Origin of the sequence: Sporosarcina newyorkensis, assembly GCF_900167515.1 — a bacterium.
Classification (GTDB): domain Bacteria; phylum Bacillota; class Bacilli; order Bacillales_A; family Planococcaceae; genus Sporosarcina; species Sporosarcina newyorkensis.
Map to the genome: position 1 here is coordinate 56,265 of NZ_FUYJ01000006.1, position 24,954 is coordinate 81,218.

At 42.7% G+C, this 24,954-nt stretch carries 21 protein-coding genes and 1 riboswitch; of the genes, 7 read left to right on the plus strand and 14 right to left on the minus strand.

From position 1 onward, the window contains the following. Positions 1–62 precede the first annotated feature (62 nt). Complete coding sequence (gene serA / locus B5D59_RS12005) at positions 63–1,649, plus strand: phosphoglycerate dehydrogenase (protein ID WP_040759340.1); 1,587 nt, start codon at positions 63–65, stop codon at positions 1,647–1,649. Positions 1,650–1,695: 46 nt separating this feature from the next. On the opposite strand, the gene B5D59_RS12010 is transcribed toward serA, so the two are convergent. Continuing rightward, a complete protein-coding gene (locus B5D59_RS12010) occupies positions 1,696–2,142 on the minus strand; it encodes a small multi-drug export protein (protein WP_078818133.1) in 447 nt (148 codons plus the stop codon). 75 nt (positions 2,143–2,217) lie between these two features. Next, complete coding sequence (locus tag B5D59_RS12015; RefSeq protein ID WP_078818134.1) at positions 2,218–3,012, minus strand: HAD family hydrolase; 795 nt, start codon at positions 3,010–3,012, stop codon at positions 2,218–2,220. A gap of 179 nt (positions 3,013–3,191) precedes the next feature. Here B5D59_RS12015 and thpR point away from each other — a divergent pair, with 179 nt between their 5' ends. After that, entirely contained in the window at positions 3,192–3,740 is a 549-nt protein-coding gene (gene thpR / locus B5D59_RS12020; RefSeq protein ID WP_176132577.1) for an RNA 2',3'-cyclic phosphodiesterase, read from the plus strand. Positions 3,741–3,773: 33 nt separating this feature from the next. On the opposite strand, the gene B5D59_RS12025 is transcribed toward thpR, so the two are convergent. The 3 genes from B5D59_RS12025 to bioD all read right to left on the minus strand — a co-directional run bounded on the left by B5D59_RS12025 (position 3,774) and on the right by bioD (position 7,851). Next, positions 3,774–5,462: a methyl-accepting chemotaxis protein gene (locus B5D59_RS12025; RefSeq protein WP_176132578.1), complete on the minus strand. Its 1,689-nt coding sequence runs from the start codon at positions 5,460–5,462 to the stop codon at positions 3,774–3,776. A 297-nt stretch (positions 5,463–5,759) separates the two neighbouring features. Beyond that, positions 5,760–7,139, minus strand: a complete 1,380-nt coding sequence (bioA, locus tag B5D59_RS12030) for an adenosylmethionine--8-amino-7-oxononanoate transaminase (protein WP_078818137.1) — start codon at positions 7,137–7,139, stop codon at positions 5,760–5,762. After that, positions 7,108–7,851 carry a dethiobiotin synthase gene (bioD, locus tag B5D59_RS12035; RefSeq protein ID WP_078818138.1) on the minus strand — a complete coding sequence of 248 codons (744 nt, stop codon included), beginning with the start codon at positions 7,849–7,851 and terminating at the stop codon, positions 7,108–7,110. Before bioD ends, bioA begins: the two co-directional genes overlap by 32 nt. Positions 7,852–7,947: 96 nt before the next feature. On the opposite strand from bioD, the gene B5D59_RS12040 reads away from it, so the two are divergent. The 4 genes from B5D59_RS12040 to B5D59_RS12055 all read left to right on the plus strand — a co-directional run bounded on the left by B5D59_RS12040 (position 7,948) and on the right by B5D59_RS12055 (position 11,454). Continuing rightward, positions 7,948–8,514 (plus strand): biotin transporter BioY, encoded by a 567-nt coding sequence (locus B5D59_RS12040; RefSeq protein ID WP_078818139.1) that lies wholly within the window; start codon positions 7,948–7,950, stop codon positions 8,512–8,514. A gap of 144 nt (positions 8,515–8,658) precedes the next feature. Then, on the plus strand, positions 8,659–9,564 hold the full coding sequence (locus B5D59_RS12045; RefSeq protein ID WP_176132579.1) for an AEC family transporter: 906 nt from the start codon (positions 8,659–8,661) through the stop codon (positions 9,562–9,564). 178 nt (positions 9,565–9,742) lie between these two features. Beyond that, entirely contained in the window at positions 9,743–10,900 is a 1,158-nt protein-coding gene (locus B5D59_RS12050; protein ID WP_078818140.1) for an acyl-CoA dehydrogenase family protein, read from the plus strand. Continuing rightward, entirely contained in the window at positions 10,897–11,454 is a 558-nt protein-coding gene (locus tag B5D59_RS12055; RefSeq protein ID WP_078818141.1) for an SLOG family protein, read from the plus strand. Before B5D59_RS12050 ends, B5D59_RS12055 begins: the two co-directional genes overlap by 4 nt. Before the next feature lie 46 nt (positions 11,455–11,500). Here the strand turns inward: B5D59_RS12055 and B5D59_RS12060 are convergent, their stop codons facing one another. Together B5D59_RS12060 and B5D59_RS12065 are read right to left on the minus strand one after the other, a co-directional pair. Continuing rightward, complete coding sequence (locus B5D59_RS12060) at positions 11,501–12,040, minus strand: hydrolase (RefSeq protein WP_078818142.1); 540 nt, start codon at positions 12,038–12,040, stop codon at positions 11,501–11,503. Between the two features lie 268 nt (positions 12,041–12,308). Continuing rightward, on the minus strand, positions 12,309–14,498 hold the full coding sequence (locus B5D59_RS12065) for a malate synthase G (RefSeq protein ID WP_078818143.1): 2,190 nt from the start codon (positions 14,496–14,498) through the stop codon (positions 12,309–12,311). Positions 14,499–14,855: 357 nt separating this feature from the next. Further along, positions 14,856–14,989, plus strand: a riboswitch (cobalamin riboswitch). Between the two features lie 143 nt (positions 14,990–15,132). Here B5D59_RS12065 and metE point away from each other — a divergent pair. Further along, complete coding sequence (gene metE / locus B5D59_RS12070) at positions 15,133–17,427, plus strand: 5-methyltetrahydropteroyltriglutamate--homocysteine S-methyltransferase (RefSeq protein ID WP_078818144.1); 2,295 nt, start codon at positions 15,133–15,135, stop codon at positions 17,425–17,427. A gap of 41 nt (positions 17,428–17,468) precedes the next feature. Here the strand turns inward: metE and B5D59_RS12075 are convergent, their stop codons facing one another. The 7 genes from B5D59_RS12075 to ribD all read right to left on the minus strand — a co-directional run bounded on the left by B5D59_RS12075 (position 17,469) and on the right by ribD (position 24,658). Next, on the minus strand, positions 17,469–18,788 hold the full coding sequence (locus tag B5D59_RS12075; RefSeq protein WP_245799515.1) for a Na+/H+ antiporter family protein: 1,320 nt from the start codon (positions 18,786–18,788) through the stop codon (positions 17,469–17,471). A gap of 161 nt (positions 18,789–18,949) precedes the next feature. Further along, positions 18,950–20,479 carry a histidine ammonia-lyase gene (gene hutH, locus B5D59_RS12080; protein WP_139366009.1) on the minus strand — a complete coding sequence of 510 codons (1,530 nt, stop codon included), beginning with the start codon at positions 20,477–20,479 and terminating at the stop codon, positions 18,950–18,952. Between the two features lie 176 nt (positions 20,480–20,655). After that, positions 20,656–21,105 carry a histidine utilization transcription antiterminator HutP gene (gene hutP / locus B5D59_RS12085; protein WP_078818147.1) on the minus strand — a complete coding sequence of 150 codons (450 nt, stop codon included), beginning with the start codon at positions 21,103–21,105 and terminating at the stop codon, positions 20,656–20,658. A gap of 128 nt (positions 21,106–21,233) precedes the next feature. Next, positions 21,234–21,701, minus strand: coding sequence for a 6,7-dimethyl-8-ribityllumazine synthase (gene ribH / locus B5D59_RS12090; RefSeq protein ID WP_078818148.1), 468 nt, complete (start codon positions 21,699–21,701; stop codon positions 21,234–21,236). Positions 21,702–21,713: 12 nt separating this feature from the next. Further along, the gene (locus tag B5D59_RS12095) at positions 21,714–22,907 is read right to left on the minus strand and encodes a bifunctional 3,4-dihydroxy-2-butanone-4-phosphate synthase/GTP cyclohydrolase II (RefSeq protein ID WP_078818149.1); all 1,194 of its coding nucleotides are present in this window, start codon (positions 22,905–22,907) and stop codon (positions 21,714–21,716) included. A gap of 14 nt (positions 22,908–22,921) precedes the next feature. Beyond that, complete coding sequence (gene ribE, locus B5D59_RS12100; RefSeq protein WP_078818150.1) at positions 22,922–23,566, minus strand: riboflavin synthase; 645 nt, start codon at positions 23,564–23,566, stop codon at positions 22,922–22,924. A gap of 3 nt (positions 23,567–23,569) precedes the next feature. Beyond that, positions 23,570–24,658: a bifunctional diaminohydroxyphosphoribosylaminopyrimidine deaminase/5-amino-6-(5-phosphoribosylamino)uracil reductase RibD gene (ribD, locus tag B5D59_RS12105; protein WP_078818151.1), complete on the minus strand. Its 1,089-nt coding sequence runs from the start codon at positions 24,656–24,658 to the stop codon at positions 23,570–23,572. Positions 24,659–24,954 lie beyond the last annotated feature (296 nt).

Here is a 24,954-nt window from a genome sequence, read left to right on the forward strand (position 1 = left end):
CTATAAAATTCATTTTGAAAACTTTACAACAATAAAAACTACTGAAGGAGAGAATGATTATTATGGCTTTTAAAGTACTTATTAGTGACCCACTTAGCGAGGACGGTATTTTTCCATTACGACAAGCAGAAGGTTTTGAAATTGTGATCGATACAGATTTGACACCTGACCAACTGAAGGATCGGATCAAAGGTTTTGATGCTCTTCTAGTACGTAGTCAGACAACTGTTACGAAAGAATTGCTAGATTCTGCTGATCAATTGAAAATTATTGGACGTGCAGGTGTAGGTGTCGACAATATCGATTTGGACGCAGCTACAGAAAAAGGGATTATCGTCGTCAATGCTCCTGATGGAAATACAAATTCAGCTGCTGAGCACACGGTAGCTATGATGATGGCGATGGCTCGTAAAATTCCACAAGCATTCAATTCACTGAAGAACAATAAATGGGACAGAAAATCATTTCTCGGTGTAGAGCTAAAAGACAAAACATTAGGGATTATCGGACTTGGCCGTATTGGTGCAGAAGTTGCCAGACGTGCGAAAGGTCAACGTATGAATGTCATCGCGTACGATCCATTCCTAACTGAAGAAATCGCAAAGAAATTGGGTATTGAAATTGGTACGGTAGATGAAGTATTAGCAGCTGCTGATTTCATTACAGTACATACACCATTGCTGAAAGAAACTCGCAGAATGATCAATAAGGAAGCATTCGAAAAAATGAAAGACGGTGTACAGATCATCAACTGTGCCCGTGGTGGAATTATTGACGAAGATGCATTATACGATGCGATTGTCGCCGGAAAAGTAGCAGGTGCGGCACTAGATGTATTCGAGGAGGAACCATTCCTAGATCATAAGTTACTGACTTTGCCTGAAGTAATTGCTACCCCTCACTTAGGTGCGAGCACAATTGAAGCACAAGAATCTGTTGCTGTAGACGTAAGCCGAGACGTCGTCAACTTCTTGACAATCGGATCTGTCCGCAACCCAGTGAATTTACCATCCGTTTCTCGTGATGTTTTAGCGAAAATCGAGCCATTCTTTGACCTTACTGAAAAACTGGGTATGTTCTTATCACAAATCCAAAACACAGTCATCGACGAAATCAACATCCAATATGCAGGTGAATTGGCGAATTACGACGTGCGTGCATTGACTCGTAATACAGTGAAAGGTTTGTTGAAGCGCAATCTTGGCGAAACAGTCAATGATGTAAATGCAAGACTGTTGGCTGATCGTTACGGCATCAAAATAAATGAACAAAAAACGACGACAGCTAGAGGTTTCATGAACTTGATCACAGTGGAAGTTGTTACGGCAAAAGGCATCCGCAAAGTAGCCGGTACCCTTCTAAATGGTCTCGGGCCACGTATTGTGAAAGTTGATGATTATGTAGTTGACGCAATTCCACAAGGTCACTTGTTGTTCATTCGCCATAAAGACCAACCAGGCGCAATCGGACGTGTAGGTACATTGCTTGCGGAAGAAAATATTAATATTGCAGCGATGCAAGTGGGACGTTCTGCTGAAGGTGGAGACGCGATCATGATGTTAACAGTCGATCATCACGTTGAGTCTGCTTCTGTTGCACGCGTCAAAGAAGTTCAAAATATCCATGATGCAAAAGCTATTGATCTATAAAAACACAGGAAAACCAGCTGACATTTTGAAATGTCAGCTGGTTTTTTCACGTCCGTGTGACAAAAAAATCAAAGCCCATAGCAGTCAATATACCGAAAACGAGACACCAGAACGCGATACTGATCGCAGACCAAACGGCTGTCTTCACTTTATTGGCACCGAACACTAAACCGATAAACGCAGCGATATGTGTACCGATCAGAATGGGACCTGCAATTGTTAATACGGGTAATCCATATGTATTCATGATTTTTTCACCACGTTGCAATCGTTTTGAATTAACTCTTCCTTTTTTCTTATTTCTTCGTTCGATCCAGTCATTGATTTGCTGAAATCCGAGAATCAACAGAAGGATAGTCGCCATATTGCCTATAAATGCGAGGAGCATTACCCAAGTAGGTGACAGACCACTAATTATGCCAACGGGAATGACGAGCATAATTTCAATCCAAGGTATGGCCGCTCCTAAAAAAACTAAGATATATTCCAACATGCTTACCTGCCTCCTTGCTAATTGAACAGCTAGAGATTAGTATAACAGAATCGGAAAACCGATGAGAAGCAAGCCTCATCGGTTTTCTAGTCCAGACAGTATAGGAAACAAACCTTCTAAATGGTCAATTTCAAATGTTGGTTTCACTTCGTCGCTTGATAGTTTGTTTTCACGATTGATCCAGACGTTTTTCATTCCAACTCGGCTGGAACCGAGAATGTCGGTCATTAGATTATCACCGATCATCAATGCTTCATCGGCAGTCACACCGCATGTATCCAATACATGTTGGAAGATCGAAGCATCAGGTTTTCCTTTGCCGAATGCTCCAGATACAATAATATGATCAAAATACGGTGGAATCTCCGGAGAAATCGTCAATTTGATCTGCTGCAAACTAGGTGAACCATTTGTCAATAAAATGAGCTGGTAATCTCCCTTTAGGCGATCGAGTACTTCAAACGTCTCTTCATATATATATGGATGCTTTTTACGCTCTTTCGGAAAGAGCTCTGCCAATTCCCTGCCGAACGCTTCATCCTCTATCCCTAATTTCTTCAAACCTCGAATCCATGCTTCTTTTTGGTATTTTGGAATGATTCCTTTCATCTTTTGAAACTCTTCACCAGGATCGTCGAACACGCCCCACAACCCTTCAAATGGATTAATTCCGATATTTTGTGTATGAGGAAATGTCTCATAGGTCGCATATAATTCTCGCGCCTCTTCACGTACAGCTTTCTCTAACTCCACTGGGTTGACCCCGTTCTTTTTCGTCGCATACTCGCATGTTTTTTGAAATGCCATCGCAATACTCTTTGCATCCCAAATGAGCGTATCATCCAAATCAAAAATAAGTGTTTTAATCATCTTGCCAGCCCCTTTCTTATATACATTCAGTAGGTATATCCACTTTTAATTATACACATTAAACAATAAATTTGTTAGTTTGCCCGGTATCTATTGCGCATTGCAGATAAAAACCTTAAACTTTTATGCATAGTTATCAAGAAGGAAGGGAATCCCATCAAATAGGAGGTGAGTCCCGAATGGCACAACATTATTTTATCGGCATCTCGATTGCCACTCCCATTTCTGAAATAGCTGAACACTTTCGCTCCAAGTACCAACTGGCTGAAAGATATAAAGTAATCCCGCACGCTGATGACCTTCATATCACCATGCGCTATATAGGAGAGCTAGGTGAAGCCACTAAGTCTTCGCTTGAGCCTTCGTTACAAGAGATCGCAGAGGCAAATACCAGCTTCACTACTTCTGTTACAGGTTTGTCCTTTTTCGGATCGCCTTACGGACCGCGCGTTGTCTACCTTTCTGTTGAGGCGGTGGGAGCTTTGGAACATTTACAAAGACAGATTGCAAGGCGCACAGAAAATATTCTTGAATTAGAAAAAGACAATCGTTTCGTTCCGCACATCACGATTGCAAAGAAACGTAAGACTGCGGATAAGATCCAGTTATCTAAAGAAACGATTACTCCAGTCCAAATTGATATAGAAGGATTCACTTTATTTAGAATTCATCCTAACGTACGGCCATCTTACGAATCAGTTGCCTATTTTCCATTTAAAAAGAGCTGATTGCCTGTTCGCAATCAGCTCTTTTCTTTCATTTCACACTCGAAAGCGTCCCATATCGCTCTGCAGCCGTTCTGCCAACTCCGCCAAAGTTTGAGAACTAGATGTAATCTCCTCATTCGCCGCCAACTGTTCTTCTGTAGCAGCGCTTGTGGACTGAGCTTCAGCTGAAGCCTGGATAGCGAGTTCCTCCACTTGTTTCGCTCCCCCAGCGACTTCAGTGGTCATTGTACGGATTTCTTCGATTGCTGTGGAGACAGTGGAGATTTTTTCACTCACATCTGTAGTTGCATTTTCAATGTTTACAAATACGGCACTGGTTTTTTCTGTAGATGTTAAACCTTCTTCCACACGCTTCCGTCCAGCTCCAGTGCTGTCGACCGCTTTCGTTACATTCAGAATCATCGTATCGATCATCCGTCCGATTTCTTCAGCTGACCGCTTGGACTGCTCTGCCAAATTCCGTACTTCTTCCGCAACGACGGCAAAGCCTTTTCCATGCTCTCCTGCGCGTGCTGCTTCAATAGCTGCATTTAATGCTAATAAATTTGTCTGTTCCGCAATAGCTGTAATCATACGCGTGACATTCCGAATATTTTCGGAGTGCTCCGCCATATCATTAATGATTGTAGTGGATTCCCCTATAGTTTGGCTGATTGTTTTCATATCAGCCGAAAACTCCTCCATTAATAAAGAGCCTTCTTTCACTAATTTCGATACTTCCCCGGAGGATTCCAGCATCTCTTCGTTATCATCTGTAATTCGGTCAATCGCCGTCATCATTTCTTGCATGGCTAGGGTTGACTGACTGACAATTTGTGCTTGCGAGTCACTTGTCTGCAAGTTCTTTTCCGAAATTTCAGCGACCATTTCAGAAGCAGCCAAGCTTTCCTCTGCACTTGCAGATAATTCTTCCGACTGGCCAGCTAGCTGGGTGGCAGAGTCCCTAGCACGCTGAATGATGCCTCGTAAATCTCTAACCATTATATTCAGTGCAGTGGACATTTCACCGATTTCGTCACGATTTTTAACAGTTACCTCTTCCACAGCAAAGTTTCCACTTGATAATTCGGATATCGCCGCTGTCATCTTGCCGACCGGTCTAGTAATCAGTCTACTAATAATAATTGTGATAGCTATACTTGCTATGATGCCTATAATTAATAAAATTCCCGTCAAATTAATGGCGATAAAGGTATATCTTTGTACTTCTTCCTCTAGTTTTTCTTGTTCTTCCCGTTGATGTTCAATCATTACTTGTATATTATTCGTAATAATATCCTGATAAATCGCGCCGTTTACACCTACTTGAATGGCTTTATCTCGCTTTCCTTTTTGTACCTCTGCTATCATATTACGTATAACGCCATCGTAATTTACTGTAGCAGCGCCAATTTCAAGCATCGCTTTCTTCATCTCTTCATTATGTATAATGCCTTCTAAAATCTCCAACCGCTCTTTATTTTTTTGTTGTGCTTTCTCAATTCCATCCACATAGGAAGGATTTTCATAAAGGACGTATCCGCGTATATTACTCGACATTAAATTCTGATCTTTCAGTTGTTGCTCCAATAAAACAACCTTTTGCATTCGATCGTCAATCAAATAACGATACTTTTCATTGACATTTTTTAAAGCCAAAAAACCTACTGCCCCAATTAAGATCATAATGACCACAACACTTAAAAAGCCTGTCCATAACTTTTTCCCCACCGTGAACTTCACTAATTCCATCCCCTTCTGTCAGATATGCGAATACTTAGGCATAATTGCTCAAACCTTTTTAATTTATTATAGCGTAATAAATTGAAAAGGTATATAAGGAATAGATTGTTTATGGGAAATTAGAACCTCTCACTTCAGTAAATAATCAGATGTCTTCACTTAATTTCATTTATAATTCATTCAGTTATTTATGCAACTTAACAAATTGTTTTTTAATCCTAAGCTCATTAAAAGCAAACGAGTCTTAGAAATGAGCTGGAGTTTCGCAATCGCTACTCAGTTCTCTATCTTTGCATATTATATATTCATCGTTTCGGCCGCAGTTAACCCATAATTTTCTTCAATGACTAACCTTATACCTTCCTTTACTATCGCAACCATTTCCACCAATTGCTCGGCAGTCGTTGCAAGAGGTGGCATCAAAACAATCACATCACCTAATGGCCTAGTCAATAAGCCCAATTCGCGCATTTTCAGGGTAGACCGATATGCGATGCGTCTTTCAAATGAGAACGACTCTTTTGTGTATCGATCCTTAACGATTTCTATTCCGACCATAAGTCCACACTGACGTACATCTCCAACATGCGGCAACTCTTTTAGATCAGCAAGCAGCTCCGTCAGCAATTCTGCTTTATCAGACGCTTGTTGAACTAATTGTTCCTTTTCAAATATCTCCAAGTTAGCCAGTGCTACAGCGCATCCTAGCTGATTCCCCGTATATGAATGACCATGGAAAAATGTTTTCATTTCTTCATGCTTTCCATAAAAGGCGTTATAGATTTCTTCTGTTGTAAATGTTGCGGCTACTGGCAAATAACCACCCGTCAGACCCTTCGCTACCGTCATGATGTCCGGTTGAATACTTTCATGCTCCACAGCAAACATTTTTCCAGTACGGCCAAAACCCGTCGCCACTTCATCCACAATAAGCAACACATTGAATTCCTTGCACAATTCCTCTACACCTTTCAAATACCCAGGTGGCATTGTATTCATTCCACCCGCACCTTGAATCATCGGCTCCAAAACCATGCCAGCAATTTCTTCATGGCGTTCTTCAAAAAGCAAGCGCAACTTGTGCAGACTTTCATCACGTACTACCTGTTCGTCATTAGACGGATGTCGGTATACTGCTGGAAATGGAATAACAAGCGCATCAAATAATAAAGAAGTATATACCTTATGATACAGCTCGATAGATCCAACACTCATTGTACCGACCGTATCCCCATGGTACCCATTACTCAACGTAACGAATTTCATCTTCTGGCTAACACCCTTGTTTTGCCAATACTGATAGGCCATTTTCACAGCAATTTCCACGGATGTCGCTCCGCTATCCGAATAAAAAACACGCGTTAACCCTTCAGGCACTAACTCGATTAATTTTTCCGCTAATAAAATGGATGGAACATTTGCAGCTCCTAATAAAGTCGAATGGGCAATCAGCTGTAACTGCTTTTGAATCGCTTCATCTAGTTCTTTCTTTTGGTGACCGTGTACATTCAACCACAAAGAAGAATTTCCATCCAGATACGTTTTACCGTATATATCTGTGACCCTTACGCCTTCTCCGCTTTCAATGATCAATGGATCTTGCTCATAATCGGACATTTGCGTAAAGGGCAACCACATATATTGTTTACTTTTTTCCAATAATTGATCTGCTTTCATTTCTTAACGCCTCCCGTAATCTGTTCATGTCCCAATTTCGATAGCACTCTATTCTCTTAGACGGATCCCTCAGTGTGTCGTCTACATTTTTCAGATGAGGAATCACTCCAATGATCGGGATTCCAGTCAACTTACTGATCATTTCACCATTATCATGAATGATTTCTTTTTCATCTTGTTGTAAATCGTTGAGCAGTACCCCTGCAATGGGGATTTGTCTAGATTTCAACGTATTTATGGTGAGCACCGAATGATTGATCGTCCCAACACCCGCTCTTGAAACGATCACGACTGGTGCGTCTAATTCTTCCATCCAATCGATCATGCAATAGCCGTCTCCAGTCAATGGAACATATAATCCTCCAGCCCCCTCTATAACTACCCCTTCAGCTATTCCACCTAATTGTCTGACTGCTTCACTGAGACGAGTCGGTTGAATTTCTCTGTCTTCGATTAACGCAGCCAAATGAGGTGAGCAAGGTTTTTGGAATAAATATTCTATATTTCCTCTTCCCATCTGTTTATGCGCAGCCGATTGATAGACCATCACGTCAGGCGCGATCCAATCTTCATCTTGCTGAATAGCACCTGTTTGGACAGGTTTGAACGGGGTGAATTGTAACCCATGATCTGCAAAATAACTTATTAGCAGTGTAGTCGCTATGGTTTTTCCCACATCGGTATCTGTGCCTGTAACGAATAAAACCGTCATACAATATCCTCCTCTCCCGAAAATGTGTTAACTAAATATAAAAGTATGTTAACATATAATCAGAAACACAACAATAGTTTTTAGGAGGAATGGAAAATGAAAGCAAGAGAAATTGTCATTTGTGCGTTGTTTGCTGCGCTAATGGGAGTAGGAGCTAACATTGCGCCTTTACTGACGATCGGCGGTGTGCCAATAACATTGCAGCTGCTAATTGCAATTTCAGCTGGGGGGTTATTAGGAAGTAAATTAGGCAGTCTGTCTATGTTCGCCTATTTATTTATCGGTCTAGCTGGTGCGCCGATCTTCGCTCAGTTCAAAGGCGGTCTCGGCAGCATACTGAGCCCGACATTTGGCTATATCATTTCGTTTATTGTTGTCGCTTATATTGTCGGAAAGTTTTTCGAACGTAAAACACTGTTTACATATGTAGGAGCTGGAACACTTGCTATTCTGACAAATTATATTATCGGCACAAATTATATGTATTTGGCCTATATCTATTGGGTAGAGGCGCCAGCAAGCTTCAGCTATGTCATCGCATGGTCTTGGATGGTGGCCTACTTGCCATTGGATATCGGAGTTACCATTCTTGCCTTAATTTTGATTCCCCGATTACAGAAAGTATTGAAATTTCATTCTATACGCAAACGAAGCCTCTCATGACCAAGGATCCATCCTCTGCGATGGATTCTTTTTTGGCGTAATATCTTCTGCCCAAAAATATTTATTGAATTCAGATAAAAAAGTTTTCTAGTATCATAGTTCATGTATAATAAGTTTCATCAACCTAGAAAGGACGGAATCTTCTTGGAACTTATTTCAATCATCGCTCCTGTATTATTTATTTTTTTAATTGGTTTCATTGGACAGAAGTTCCTGTCATTCGATATTAAAACGATATCAACGGCAGCTCTTTACCTGATGTCTCCTTTTTTGGCATTCCGGACTTTCTATACGAATGCACTTGACCGAACGTATTTGTATATTGCTGCCTTCGCAGTACTGTTGTTGGTCATTCTGTTCATTATCGTCTGGTTTACTGCTGATATTATGAAAGCTTCGCGTTCTGAACGTTCTGCTATGATTCTTGGCGGGGTATTTATGAACAGCGGGAATTATGGAGTGCCTGTCGTATTGTTTGCATTTGGCTCGGCAGCCTTTGATTACGGGGTCATTATGATGGTCTTTCAGTCAATTCTAATGAATTCAATCGGTATTTTTTTCGCTTCCATCGGAGGAGAAGCACATGCGACTTGGCGTGACTCGATGCAGCGGGTTATACGTATGCCATTGATTTACGCTGCGATTCTAGGTATTATCTTTCAAGTTTCTTCTATTAAGTTATCTGATTCCATGATGCAGGGAGTTGACTTGATTGCAGATGCTTCCATCCCGGTCGTCATGCTCGTCCTCGGAATGCAACTGGCGATGATTGTCCGCAAGCGCGTTGCCTATCGATATGTCACAGCGGTGACGATTATTCGCATGATCATTTCACCATTGATTGCAGTTGTCATTTTAATATTTTTACCGGTTGATGATTTGTTGAAAGTGGTACTGATTATCCAAGCAGCAATGCCTGGATCAGCGAATACGACAATGTTTGCAGTTCAATTTGGAACGGAGCCAGATTTGGTCTCGTTTACGACACTCACAACGACATTGTTAAGTCTTTTGACAATTCCAATCGTTCTCTATTTCGTCATGATGTGACGTCATTTCTTTTATAGATTTTTTTATTCGTCAGAATGGTATTTTTTTCGATTTTCTAGTATACTATACTTTCATGTCCTTGACGGAGACGATCAAGGATCTCGTAGATTTGTGCAGATCTTATATACGAAAGAAACTATAGATAAATGAAGACTGAAGTAGTAAGGACGTGTTTCTCGTGTCGACAGAACTTTTTATCACAACGGACTTTCAACGCCGATGGGTCAATGAATTGACTGAGGCAGGTCCGTTTTTCAGCAGCTTTTCAGAGCAATCTGATACGCTGTCCAAATTCCCAAAAGAGAATATTCAAAAACTCGTGGAAATGGGCTACACTACGTTGACACTCCCGAAGGAATTCGGTGGTGAAGGCATCTCCGTAACGGATATGGTGTTGTTTCAAGAAACGATTGCTCGTTTTGACAGTGCGACTGCTCTAGCTATCGGCTGGCATCAAGGCGTAGTCGGCGAACTGTATGAAAATCGCAAATGGACTGCGGAACAATTAGCGCAATTCAGCGAAGCTGTTCAGCAAGGTGCACTAATCAACCGTTCTGTAACCGAGGCTCAAACAGGAAGTCCTACGCGAGGCGGTCGCCCCCAGACGACGGCAACACGTTCTGCAGGCGGCTGGGTGATTTCAGGAGAGAAAACGTTCACTACAATGGCTCCTGCCCTTACCCACTTCCTAGTATCTGTATGGATTGAAGAAAAACAGCAAATCGGTTTCTTCTTGATTCCACGTGAATCAGAAGGGCTGTCCATCAAAGAAACATGGCATACGATTTCCATGCGCGGTACAGAGAGCCAGACGCTCGTTTTGGATGACGTAAAAGCCACGGATGATCAGTTAGTGGAAGTGAATGAAGCACCACGCGGCAATAAGCTCAATGGTTGGCTTCTCCACATACCGGCTTGTTATTTGGGAATCGCACAAGCTGCTCGCGATTACGCGGTTCACTTTGCGGCAACTTATCAGCCTAACAGTTTAGATGAGCCGATCGCTTCCCTCTTCAATATTCAAACTCAAATCGGCAAAATGGATTTGGAGCTCATTAAAGCACGCCATCTCCTCTATGATATTGCCTCGATTTACGATGACGAAGCACGCCGTGTTCATCTGCAAAATGAATTAGGTGCCGCAAAGTCGATTGTTACGAATAGTGCAATAGAAATTGTTAATCTCGCAATGCGAATTGTAGGGGCGAAGAGTTTGGAGTTATCGAATCCACTACAGCGCCATTATCGCGATGTACGCGCGGGTCTTCACAATCCTCCGATGGATGACATGACGATAACAAAATTAGCTCACGCGGCGATTAACGAACAAAAATGACGAAGCGAATCATAGTAAGTGGATACAAAGCACATGAATTAGGGATCTTCAATGAACAGCATCCGGGTATTGCGATTATTAAAAAAGCATTAACGGACCAGTTGCTGACCCTTCTGGATCAAGGACTAGAATGGGTTATCGTCAGCGGCCAGCTCGGCGTCGAGACTTGGGCAATCGAATGTGTTTGGGAGTTGCAAGAGGAATACCCGCAGTTACAATATGCCGTGATTACACCGTTTCTTGATCAACAAACGAATTGGAATGAGACGAAAAAAGAGCAGTATGAACAAATCATCGCGCTTGCAGATTATACTGTCAGTTTAACGAACAAGCCATACGAAGCACCTTGGCAATTTATTGAGAAGAATAAGTTTCTGCTTCGTAATTCAGATGCACTGTTGCTTGTTTATGATGAAGAGAATGAAGGCTCTCCGAAATTTATCAAACAAATGGCCGAACAATTGACAGAGACGACAGACTATGAACTTTTGACCATCAGCGCCGATGATCTTCAGCTTATTGCAGAAGATTTACAGCGAGATAAATGGGAATAAAAAAAGCGAAATGCCAAACATTATGGCTATTCCGCTTTTTTATTTGTTATTTTATGATTTTCAACACTTTTTTAAATTCGTCCGTCCCCGCTTCACCAATCAGTTCATATAAAGCAGTTTCCACACACGTCGCAGTAACTCCAAGCCCCTTCATTTTCTCGAGGCCGATTTGTTTATTCGCTTCCGTCCGTGAAGTGACTGCATCTTCAACCACTTCGACTTCATAACCTTGCTTCACTAAATCTGCCGCTGTCAGATATACGCAAATATGCGTTTCAATTCCTGCAATTAATACTTGTTTGCGGCCCGAGCTTTCCAGCTGTTTCATAAATTCTTCATTGCCCGCCGCACTAAATGTCATTTTTGCGATGGGTTCCTGACCTTCTAGTAAACTGGATAAAGATTCAGTCGTCGGTCCCAGTCCTTCAGGGTACTGTTCCAACCAAAGTATTGGAACATTTAACACTTGTAATCCTTTGATCAGTTTCTCCAGATTATCATGCAACGTCTTACTATCTTTAACAATTTGCGCTAGCTTACCTTGTACGTCCACTAATACAAATAGCGTTTGCTCTTTTTTCAGCATCTCATTTCCCCCTTTTTAATAATTATTGCTATATAAACTGAAATAAATAACTTACACTCAAAGTAAAACGTAGGAACCGTTGATTTCCATTCCAGGCGGACGCTTTCCGCGGGGCGCGGGAGTCGCCGCCTTCCACTCCAATCAACTGAGTATCCATTTCTGCACAATCTCATGTAAAACTTTAATTAACATATACAGTATACCATATTTACAGATTTATTAGAAAAACAGCTCCTCTTCCAAATTAGAAGAGGAGCTATTAGTGTAATTAATTTTGTACCGTTGCTTTTTGTTTCGCTTTGGCTTTTGCTTCGATTCGTCGGGCGTGCAAGATTGGCTCTGTGTAGCCGCTTGGCTGTTCGGCACCTTTGAATACTAAATCGCAAGCTGCCTGGAAAGCAATAGAATCGTCATAGTTGGGAGCCATTGGCTGATAAAGTTCATCGCCAGCGTTTTGCTCGTCAACGACCTTCGCCATTCGTTCCAATGTTTCCTGGACTTGCTCTTTTGTCGTGATGCCGTGACGTAGCCAGTTTGCGATATGCTGGCTGGAAATACGCAATGTTGCGCGGTCTTCCATTAAACCTACGTCATTGATATCCGGAACCTTAGAACAGCCAACTCCTTGATCAATCCAGCGAACAACATAGCCAAGGATCCCCTGCGCATTGTTATCCAACTCTGATTGAATTTCTTCTGCAGGCCAGTCTGTGTTCGGCGCCAACGGGATCTCTAGGATTCCATCTCGGTAATCAATTGCGCTGTCGACATTGGCTTGAACTTCTTTTACATTGATCTCGTGATAGTGCAATGCATGCAATGTAGCAGCTGTTGGAGATGGCACCCACGCTGTGCTTGCACCTGCTTTTGGATGGGCGACCTTTTGCTCAAGCATTGCAGCCATCATATCCGGCATAGCCCACATTCCCTTACCGATTTGAGCATGTCCAGGAAGACCAGTCTTAATTCCGACAGCAACGTTGGATGCTTCATAGGAAGCTAACCACTTGGAAGCTTTCATATCATTTTTGCGGATAACAGGACCCGCTTCCATTGAAGTATGAATTTCATCACCTGTACGGTCAAGGAAACCTGTATTGATGAATGCAATCCGTTCTTTCACCGCATGGATTGCAGACTTCAAATTCAATGACATTCTGCGCTCTTCATCCATCAAACCGATTTTCAGCGTATTGCGCTCCAAGCTCAATAAATCTTCAATGCGGTCAAATAACTTATTGGCAAATGCCGCCTCTTCCGGGCTATGCATCTTCGGCTTAACGATATAAATTGAACCATGTCTGGAGTTTTTGAACTCTGCATCATCTTTCAGATTATGTGTTGCAATCAACGAAGTTACGACACCATCTAAAATTCCTTCAGGTACTTCGTTGCCGTTTTCATCTAAAATCGCATTATTTGTCATCAAATGACCTACGTTACGGACGAACATTAATGAACGGCCGTGTAGCGATAGCTCTTTGCCGTCTGGTGTTTTGTATGTGCGGTCTGGATTCATTCTTCGAGTGACCGTCTTGCTGCCTCGTTTGAACGATGCTTCCAGATCACCTTTCATCAAACCTAACCAGTTGCGGTAGACCCCCACTTTATCTTCAGCATCTACTGCTGCGATCGAGTCTTCACAGTCCATCAACGTAGAAAGTGCTGCTTCCAAAATCAAGTCTTTCACACCCGCCGCATCGTCTTTCCCAATTGGATGGTTTCGATCGATTGCAATTTCGATATGCAATCCGTTATTCGTCAACAAGACAGCGGAAGGTGCGTCTTCCGAACCGTTAAAGCCAGCCAGTTTAGAAGCATCTTTCAAGCCTGTTTTATTGCCATTCTGAAGTGTCACTTCAAGTTTTCCACTAACGATTGCATACGCTGTGGCGTCTGCATGTGTCCCTTCCGCAAGCGGTGCTGCTTGATCTAATAACTCTTTTGCAAAGTTGATAACTTTCTGTCCTCGGATCGGATTGTACTGTACGCCAGCTTCAGCTCCACCTTCATCACTGATGACATCCGTTCCGTACAATGCATCATATAGACTTCCCCATCTTGCGTTTGCCGCGTTCAACGCATAGCGGGCATTGTCGACAGGCACGACCAATTGGGAGCCTGCTTGAATAGCGATTTCATCATCGACATTGGAAGTTGTCACTTGGAAGTCCTCAACAATCGGTTCCAAATAGCCAATTTCCTTTAAAAATTCTTTATAGTTAGCAGAATCTGCTGTTTCTTTATTGTTTTGATGCCATTCATTGATCTTTTTTTGCAATTCGCTTCGTTTCTCTAACAGCGCTTTGTTTTCAGGAGCAAGTTCATGAATGAGCGAATCAAAGTTTGTCCAAAATTGTTCTTTTTGGATTTCTAAGCCTAATAGAACTTCCTCATTAACAAAGTTGTATAGTTCTTTTGCGACTTGCAGCTTGCCTACTTTTTCATAATTTGTCATAGAATAAAGCCACCCCTTAAGTTTTTTTGCGCTGCTCTGTTGTATAACATACAGCGATAAACACGATTCTTCCTCAATTGATCATAGGTGCCCCCACAGCCAATAATCAAGATTTCTTCGTATGAATGACGATTCATGTCCTAATTTGAAGTCGTGTTATTACTTATCATACCTAAACTCTATAAAACTTTCAACAGAATTGTGTAAATTTTCACACCTTCTTTTTTGAAAGAGAATTTGTTACTTTTGTACAGTTATATAACAGATGACAAAAAAAGAGTATTGCTTAATTATCTATTTACCAGCAAGTTGACACTCAACGAACCTTATGATAGTTTTAGAGACAATCATCATGAATTGAATAGTTTGAAAACAGGTGAAATGATCATTGCTTTCATTTCTTAAAAGGGAATCCTTTTCTTGGAGCGGTCCCGCCACTGTGAAGACGTGCTTACGTCCAGCCAGATACCTGCCTGTTTTCATAACGCTTAATCCTACGGTGAATAGGGAGGTGTTAGACACACGGCAAACGATGCACGCTTATTTAGGCATGCATTTTACACATACGTGCATTTCTAACATTCTTTGTTAGGAATGCTTTTTTTATTGGATAAAATCATGAGGGGGAAATCAAATGGTAAAAAGCAGTATTGTCGGCTATCCTGTTATTGGCGAAAACCGGGAGTGGAAACGAGCGTTAGAAGCATTTTGGGCAGAAATAATTTCGGAAGAAGAACTTCTGCGGACAACAAAAGACATCCGTTTAGCCAACCTGAAGAAACAACAAGACGCAGGAGTAGACCGAATTGCAGTCGGCGATTTCACATTGTATGACCGGGTGCTCGATACATCCACAATGTTCGGAATCATCCCTTCACGCTATCATTGGAAAGGCGGTCAAGTGTCGATATCCACTTATTTTTCAATGGCACGCGGTAATGACGATGCTGTCGCTTCCGAAATGACGAAATGGTTCAACACGAACTATCACTACATTGTCCCCGAGTATGAAGGACAACGTTTTCAATTGACTGAGAACAAACCACTTACTGCATACCGCGAAGCAAAGAAAGAACTCGGTATCGAGGGGAAACCTGTTCTACTCGGCCCCTACACTTTATTGAAACTTTCTAAAGGGTATGAAGAAATAGACGTACCTTCTATCATTCTGCAATTGATTCCTCTTTATCAAAAGGTATTGCAAGAATTACAGGATGAAGGCGTTCAATGGGTGCAAATTGATGAACCAATTCTTTGCACTTCCATTTCTTCTGATGAAATGAAAACCGTAACTGAAATTTACTTGCAGTTAACAAAAAACATAAATAGCTTGAACGTTTTAGTGCAAACATACTTTGATTCAGTTGAGCACTATGAAGCAACACTTGCATTACCAGTAGCTGGAATTGGTCTTGATTTCGTGCATGGCGGTGTCAAAAACTTGGAAAACCTTAAGAAATACAGCTTCCCTGATGATAAAGTACTCGCTGCTGGTATTGTGGACGGTCGGAATATTTGGCGATCAGATTTGAACGTCAAGCTGTCATTACTAGGAAAGATTCAACAGCATGTAGAGTCCGGAAACGTTTGGATCCAGCCATCCAGCAGTCTGCTTCACGTACCCGTGACAATTCAGTCAGAGCAGAAATTAGATTCAACAATTAAGAATGCACTTTCATTTGCGGATGAAAAAATTAAAGAACTCAATGTACTGAAAGCTGCGTTGCAACAAGGTAAAGAAAGCGTCGCTTCAGATTTCAAACAAAATGAAGCCGCTCTTACTGCATTCAATCAACTCCCTGCCCGCAAACGCGAGGAGGTTCGACAAGCAAGTTCAGGCAGTACTTTGTCTGACAGCAAGCGGAATCTGCCGTTCGCAGAGCGGAAATTGAAGCAGCAAGAGAAGTTCCAATTACCTGTATTGCCTACAACCACAATCGGCAGTTTCCCCCAAACGCCTGAAGTACGTATAACACGTACAAAATGGAGAAAAGGCGAAATTACGGATCAGCAGTACAAAGACTTTGTAAAAGCGGAAATTAAGGAATGGATCCAAATCCAAGAAGAACTCGGACTTGATGTGCTCGTGCACGGGGAATTCGAACGGACGGATATGGTAGAATATTTCGGCGAAAAGCTGGATGGTTTTGTCTTTACGGAAAAAGCTTGGGTGCAATCCTATGGTTCCCGATGTGTGAAACCACCAATCATTTATGGAGATGTTGTATTTACGAAGCCGATGACGGTAGAAGAATCCGTATACGCTAAATCACTGACAGATCACGAAGTAAAAGGTATGCTGACCGGACCCGTGACGATTTTGAATTGGTCATTTGTTCGCGATGACTTGACCAGAGAAGAAGTGACCAATCAAATTGCTCTCGCACTGCGTAAAGAAATCGAGTCGCTTGAAGCAGCAGGTATCCATATGATCCAAGTAGATGAACCGGCACTTCGAGAGGGGCTCCCATTAAAGCAATCCGAATGGAATCATTATCTCGACTGGGCTGTGAATGCTTTCCGTGTTGCTACAGCTTCCGTTGAGGATACGACGCAAATTCATACACATATGTGCTACTGTGATTTCAATCATTTCATTGAAGCAATCAGTGCGCTGGATGCGGATGTTATTTCCATCGAAACGTCACGCAGTCATGGTGATTTGGTGGAATCTTTCAAAGAATATCATTATGACAAAGGAATTGGACTTGGCGTTTATGATATCCATAGCCCGCGCGTTCCGGCTGTTGAAGAAATGACGGAAATCATCAATAAAGGTTTGGAAGTGCTAGAACCTTCACAGTTCTGGATCAATCCCGACTGTGGTTTGAAAACAAGAAAACGCGAAGAAACAGTTGCCGCATTGAAACATATGGTCATTGCCACGGAACAAGCACGTGAGCGTTTAGGTGTTTCTGCAGTAAAATGATAAAAGAGCAGATCCGTTATTTCGGATCTGCCCTTTTCGTTTTATAATACCATTGCTGCAATTACACCAAAGATTAGTAGAGGGATATTAAAGTGAAGGAATGTCGGCACACATGTATCCCAAATGTGATGATGCTTACCGTCCGCATTCAGACCCGAAGTTGGACCAAGTGTACTGTCTGAAGCCGGTGAACCAGCATCTCCAAGCGCCCCTGCCGTACCAATCAAAGCCGCCGTCGCGAGTGGCGAAAAGCCGACTGCCATACAAATCGGAACGAATAATGCAGCTATAATCGGGATCGTACCGAATGAAGAACCAATCCCCATCGTAATCAATAAACCGACAAGCAGCATGATAAATGCGATCATCATTTTATTGTCACCTAATATACCTGTTGCCGAATCAACCAGACTTTCTACCGCACCTGTCTCTTTAAGAACCGTAGCATAACCTGAAGCAATCAACATGACGAACGCAATCATACCCATCATTCCGATTCCCTCGTTCACTACCCTTTCGCCGTCCTTAAATGGAATAACAGTCAAGACGAACATCAAGAAAATCCCGGCAAGTGCTCCAAGTATTAATGAATCGGTTATAAGCTGTATAACTAATGCTGCAATAATTGAAACGATCGTGAAGCCGTGGCGTATATTAAACTTCAATTCTGCATTTTCCACTTCTTCTTCTCTTAGAATATTCACTTTCTCCGCCTCAACGTCCGCATAATTACGAGGTTTTCGATAAGAAATGAATACTGCCACGAACAGCCCGAGGACCATTCCGATTCCCGGAATCAACATTGCCATATTGGCTTCTGACATCGTAATATCCATACCACTTGCAGCCATTTCATCAACGATTATTCCCTTAAAGATCAATCCAAATCCAGCTGGGATCATAATATAAGGTGCTTTTAGACCGAAAGTAAGCGCAGTTGCAATGCCGCGGCGGTCAATTTTCATCTTATCGAACAGATGCAGCATTGGCGGAATCAATATTGGAATAAACGCAATATGTATAGGTACTAAGTTCTGCGAGAAACAAGCTACACCCGCAATCGTCAACAATAAAATTATTCGCTTTCCTCTTAATACCCTAACTAAATTTTTTACTAAAAACCCTGCAATTCCAGACATTCCGATCATGACCGCAAACATACCTAACAAAATATAACTTAATGCCGTGTTTGCCTGACCACCCATTCCTGAAACTAGCATATTTGTTGCATCTGTTAAGGAAAGCCCTTCCATCAAACCGGCTACTCCAGCTGCTGCTAAAATAGCAAAAATAACATTGACCCGCAATAAACTCAGTACTGCCATTACAATGACAGATACGACCACAGTATTGAATAACATCTTCTCATCTCCCATGTCCCCATTATACAACAAACTGCAATTACTGTAAGCAAACGCTTACATCTGCCCGAAGATATTTATCCAGATATACTCCAGCGGGAACTTCCCGCTTGGAGTAAAATACTAGATAATTAAATTTCATATCCCTTTATATTTCCTATTTAATTTGCGCTAACTTCAGTTGGCAAAGATTTATCTGCGAATGCCTTCCAATCCATTTCTAGTAACCAAGCTGCCGCTTTTTCAATATCTTTAGAGAAAATCCGGTCTTGCTTGATGCTCGGCACAATGTTTCTCGCTTCTTTATAGAAAGCTTTTGTGAAGTCCGCAAGTTTTTCAGCACCTCTATGTTCTGCAGCCTGCAATGCACAGATCAATTCAATAGCTAGCACTCTTCGCGCATTTTGAATAATTTGATAAGCATGTCGTGACCCGATTGTTCCCATGCTGACATGATCTTCTTGGTTGGCTGAAGATGGAATGGAATCCACACTCGCCGGGTGCGCCAACGTTTTATTTTCAGAAACAAGAGATGCAGCTGCATATTGCATGATCATTGCACCAGACTGCAATCCTGGTTCAGGGCTTAGGAATGGCGGCAAGTCGTTCAACTGCGGATTAACTAGACGCTCAATCCTACGCTCTGAAATATTCGCGAACTCCGCCATTGCCACTTTCAAGAAATCCATTGCAAAGGCAATTGGTTGCCCGTGGAAGTTTCCTCCTGAAATAACTTTGTCACCATCTTCAAAGATTAACGGATTATCTGTAGCTGCGTTCATTTCGATTTCCAGCTTTTCTTTGACGTAATCCAAAACTTGCCAAGAAGCTCCATGAACTTGTGGAATACAACGTAGCGAATAAGCATCTTGTACGCGTAATTCACCTTGTTTCGTTGTCAATTGGCTGCCTACGAACATACGGCGCATGCGTTCTGCTACTTCCGTTTGCTGGCGGTAACCACGTGCTTCATGTACATCGGGGTCGAATGCATCGACAATTCCACGCAAACCTTCCAACGTCATCGTAGAAATAGCTTCTGTCTGATACGCAAGCTGCTCTGCCTCAATATAATTGACAAGCCCCATTGCCGTCATCGCTTGTGTTCCATTAATTAACGCCAATCCTTCTTTCGCCTTCAACGTCACTGGCTCAATGCCCTCTTTTGACAACGCAATAGCTGATTCCATACGCTCTCCCTTATAGAACACTTCCCCTTCTCCCATCAACACAAGTGCCAAATGAGAAAGCGGCGCCAAGTCACCGCTTGCACCAAGTGAACCTTGTTGAGGAATAACCGGATGAATCTGTGCGTTAACTAGATCTAGTAAACGCTCTATGACTACCGGGCGAATTCCAGAGAAACCTTTTAGGAGTGCGTTTGCACGAAGAAGTGTCATTCCACGAGAAACCATCTCGGGGAACGGTTCGCCAATTCCACAAGCATGCGAATGAATCAAATTTAATTGAAGTTGTTCCGTATCTTCCGCTTCGATGAATACATCACTAAATTTACCGAATCCAGTAGTAATTCCGTACACCACTTTACTTTCCGCAACAATTTTCTCTACTGCTTCACGGCTCTTTTGAACCGCTTTCATACTTTCTTCAGAAGCTTTTACTTTCGCTCCATTCACCAATACTTCTTTCGCTTGTTCAATCGTTAACGTACGACCTGTCAATTCAATCATTTCCAATTCCTCCTCGTTGTCTTTAGTTCTAGTTGCGCTGATCCTGTGCAAAGAATTCATTCCTAAACAAGCAAAAGGAGACTATATTGACAGACGGGTGCCCTAAAAGGGGGGTCCCCGCATGTGTCAATATAGCCTCCTTATTGTCTAAATAACTATAGGCTTCATTCTTTTATTCAGATGTGATTGATACCTAAACCAATTGCCTCATGCTCGAAGCCACGAACCGGGGCACCGATTGTTCCATAGACAGCAACGGCAATCCATTCACCTTCCGCTGCATTTTCATACGGAGTCCCACGCACAATAGCAAATCGAAGTCCCGCTGTTCGCAGCATGCCGCCGAGCTCAACCTGCCCACGTGTCACGCCTTGCATAGCTTCGATTATCGCATGATAGAGCGCATGCATCTCTCGATAGATGTCTTGATTTACAATTCCTTGCCGTTTCGCAAGCGTTTCAATTGCCGCCACAATTTTCTGGAACTCCATTGAGCCCACTTTACCTTTTCCGAACTGCCAACCTAGTTGCTGCATGCCGTTTTCTATTCTACTATCTTCTGCTTCGCTATTTGAAAACGTATACATTACTGCCTGGCGTCCGATCTTCGTATCTACCTGATTCATGTTGTACCTTCTTTTTAGATGTACTTGATATTGAATATCAACTAATGACTAACTCTATTATTACAGAGGAAATCTCTTAGGTCAATACTTGAAAGAAAAATAAAGCGCTTACTGTGCAAATTTGGCGATCAATCGAATTGTTTAGTCAAGTTCGCCATTTCTATAGCCGACACTGCAGCATCCCAGCCTTTATTCCCTGCTTTAGTCCCTGCCCTTTCAATAGATTGCTCGATCGTGTCTGTCGTCAGCACACCAAAAATCACCGGGACTCCTGACTGCATACTCGCTTGTGCTACACCTTTGGCCGCTTCATTACAGACGTAGTCGAAGTGAGGTGTGGCTCCGCGGATGACAGTACCGAGTGTAATGACAGCATCATATTTTTGGGAATCTGCCATCTTCTTTGCGATCAACGGAATTTCAAATGCCCCGGGTACCCAAGCGATATCTACATCTGCTTCAGCTACGCCATGTCGTTTGAATGCGTCCTCAGCGCCCGATAACAACTTGCCTGTGATAAACTCATTAAATCGTCCTACGACAACGCCTATCTTTAATCCTGTACCTACTAAATGTCCTTCGAATAAATTCCCCATATCTATCTCTCCTTAAATTGTTAATAAGTGATCTAATTTTTCCGCTTTAGTTTTTAAGTATTTTTCGTTTTCTTCTTTCATCGGCAATTGAATCGGAACCCGTTCAACGATTTCCAATCCATAGCCTTTTAAGCCTGAAATTTTCTTCGGATTATTCGTCAACAAACGCATTTGTTTAACGCCAAGTTCATGTAAGATTTGAGCACCGATGCCGTAATCACGCAAATCTGCTGCAAAGCCCAGTTTTTCATTGGCTTCTACCGTGTCGAAACCTTGTTCTTGCAGTTCGTATGCTTTCAGCTTATTGATCAAGCCGATGCCTCTGCCTTCTTGACGCATATACAATAAAACTCCGCGACCTTGTTGTTCGATCTGCGAAAGCGCTGCATGCAATTGAGGTCCGCAATCGCATCGGCAGGAGCCAAATACATCGCCCGTCAAACACTCCGAATGAACACGTACTAACATGGGTTCTTCTGGCGTTACCTCACCTTTCACCAGCGCTACATGCTCTTTACCTGTTAACGTTTCGGTGTATCCAATCATACGAAACTCTCCGAAGTCAGTCGGCAGCTTGATCTCCGCTTCCCTAACAACCAGCCTCTCCTGCTGCAGGCGATAATGAATTAAATCTTGGATTGTAATTAATTTCAGATTCAATTCTTGCGCCATCAGACGCAATTCAGGCACTCGCGCCATCGTACCGTCATCATTCATGATTTCACAGATTACCCCTGCTGAAGAACTCCCTGCCAGTCGAGCTAAGTCAACCGCTGCTTCCGTATGACCAGTACGTTCCAAGACACCGCCGGATTTTGCGACTAACGGAAATACATGACCCGGACGTTTAAATTCACTAGCTACCGAACGCGACTCCATCATTTTGACAATCGTTTCGGCCCGTTCAAATGCACTGATTCCAGTGTGCGTGGAAAGATGATCCACACTGATCGTGAATGCCGTGCCATGCGAATCCGTATTGTGATCGGTCATCATCTGCAAACCAAGTTGTTGAGCTTTCTGCTCCGTAATCGGCACACAAATCAAACCGCGCCCTTTCGTCGCCATGAAATTAATAATCTCAGGCGTGATCTTATCAGCCAATGCGACGAAATCTCCTTCATTCTCCCGATCTTCATCATCGACGACGATCACTACTTTACCTTGTTTTAAATCTTCTAACGCTTCTTCAATTGTATGAAACATCTCTGTCCACTCCTTCACTTAAATCCGTGCTGTTGTAGAAAATCCTCTGTCAGTGGCTGTTCTTTCGCGTCTCGTCTCTTAAGCATGTTCTCTACGTACTTCGCCAGCATGTCGCATTCGAAATTAACAACATCCCCTAGGGACTTTTTCGCAATGACCGTCATTTCTTGGGAATGCGGAATCAACGAAATCGTAATATCTGTTTCATTCACATCAAAAATTGTCAGTGACGTACCGTCTAATGCGATCGAGCCTTTTGGCAATAAATACGGACTATACTGTTCAGGCAAAGCCAGCCGAATATAAAGTGCATTATCGACAGTACGTTTTTCACGAATGATGGCGACACTATCGACATGTCCCGTGACGAAATGACCGCCAAATCGACCGTTAGCTGCAAGAGCACGTTCCAAATTCACTCGACTTCCCACCTTCAATTGTTGAAGTGAGGTAGAAGAGACGGTCTCAGGCATGACATCTGCAGAAAATTGTTCTTTCGAAAACTTTTTGACTGTCAGACAAACTCCATTGACTGCAATGCTGTCACCTAATTGGACATCGGCTAATACAGTAGAAGCTGCAATCGTCAATGTCATCGACTGCGCTCCCGGCTGTACACTTTTGACTGAACCGATTTCTTCAATAATCCCTGTAAACAACGGTCAATCCCTCTCTTTCGGTAGCGCTATAATTTTAATATCAGGGCCAATCATTTCCACACTTTCAAAAATCAACGGGAAGGCCTCTCCCATAATCTCCGGGTCTGTTCCACCAACAGGTGTCAGCGAGCCACTGCCGCCAAGTAACTTCGGCGCCATATAGCAAATAACACGCTGAACGGCACGCGCCCTGATGAATGAAGCATTGACCGCGGCACCACCTTCTACCAATAACGTCATGACACCGTCAGAGCCTAAGCGCAAGAGGATCTCTTCAATATCAAGCTGATTTTTCGGCATGCGTATGATTCGGACGTGCGGCTTTTGGAGCAACTGTTCACGCAAGTATTCTGCTTCATTCCCACAAAAAATCCATGTAGGTGCAGCATTGTTTTGAATGACTTGACTATCAATTGGTGTTCGTAACCAAGTATCTAAAATAACTCGAATAGGATGTTTTCCACCTCGGGGCAATCTGGTGGTGAGAAGGGGGTCATCATGAAGAATCGTTTGAACGCCGACTAAAATCGCATCTTGGGTATGACGAAGCAGATGGACATCGAGCCTTGCTTGCTCACTCGTCACCCATTTACTGTCTCCTGTAGATGTTGCAATCTTACCGTCTATCGTCATCGCTGTTTTCATTGTCACATGAGGTGTTTTCGTTCGAATAAAATGAAAAAATGGTGCATACAATTTCTGTGCTTGATCGGTACATACATCTTTCTCTACTTCCAAACCCGCAGCACGAAGTCGTTCCATGCCTTTGCCGGCAACCAACGGATTGGGATCGGAAATCGCCACGTAGACACGCTGGATACCAGCCCGAATAATCGCATCTGCGCAAGGCGAAGTTTTACCTGTATGAGAACAAGGCTCCAAAGTTACATACAAATCAGCGCCTTCCGCTTTTGTGCCGGCCATATCAAGCGCAACCCGCTCAGCATGTCGTTCCCCCGCCTGCAAATGAGCACCCATACCGACGATTCTGCCGTCTTTCACTATCACGGCGCCAACTGGCGGATTCGGAGAAGTTTGTCCAACAACGTTTCGAGCTAACTTCAACGCCATTCCCATATAATCTTGATTCACTGCACAACACTCCAACTTGCAAAATTCCTCTTGTGACAAAACAAAAAGCCCCGCAAAATATAAATGCGGGGCTTGTAACCATGACAAAATAAGCGTTATAAATGTAGATTTTAAAAACGCATTGTTCCTTCTCTCATCCAGACTTTAACTGTCGGCTTTGGAGTTTCACCAAATCCACCTTCTGCTTTTTAGCTAATCAATCACGCCTAGGCGTGATTGCGCCTGGATTTTGAAATGTACTCGCACATTTCAAAATCCATGACATCTGCCAGAGGCTTTATCTGGATTCAGCGGGC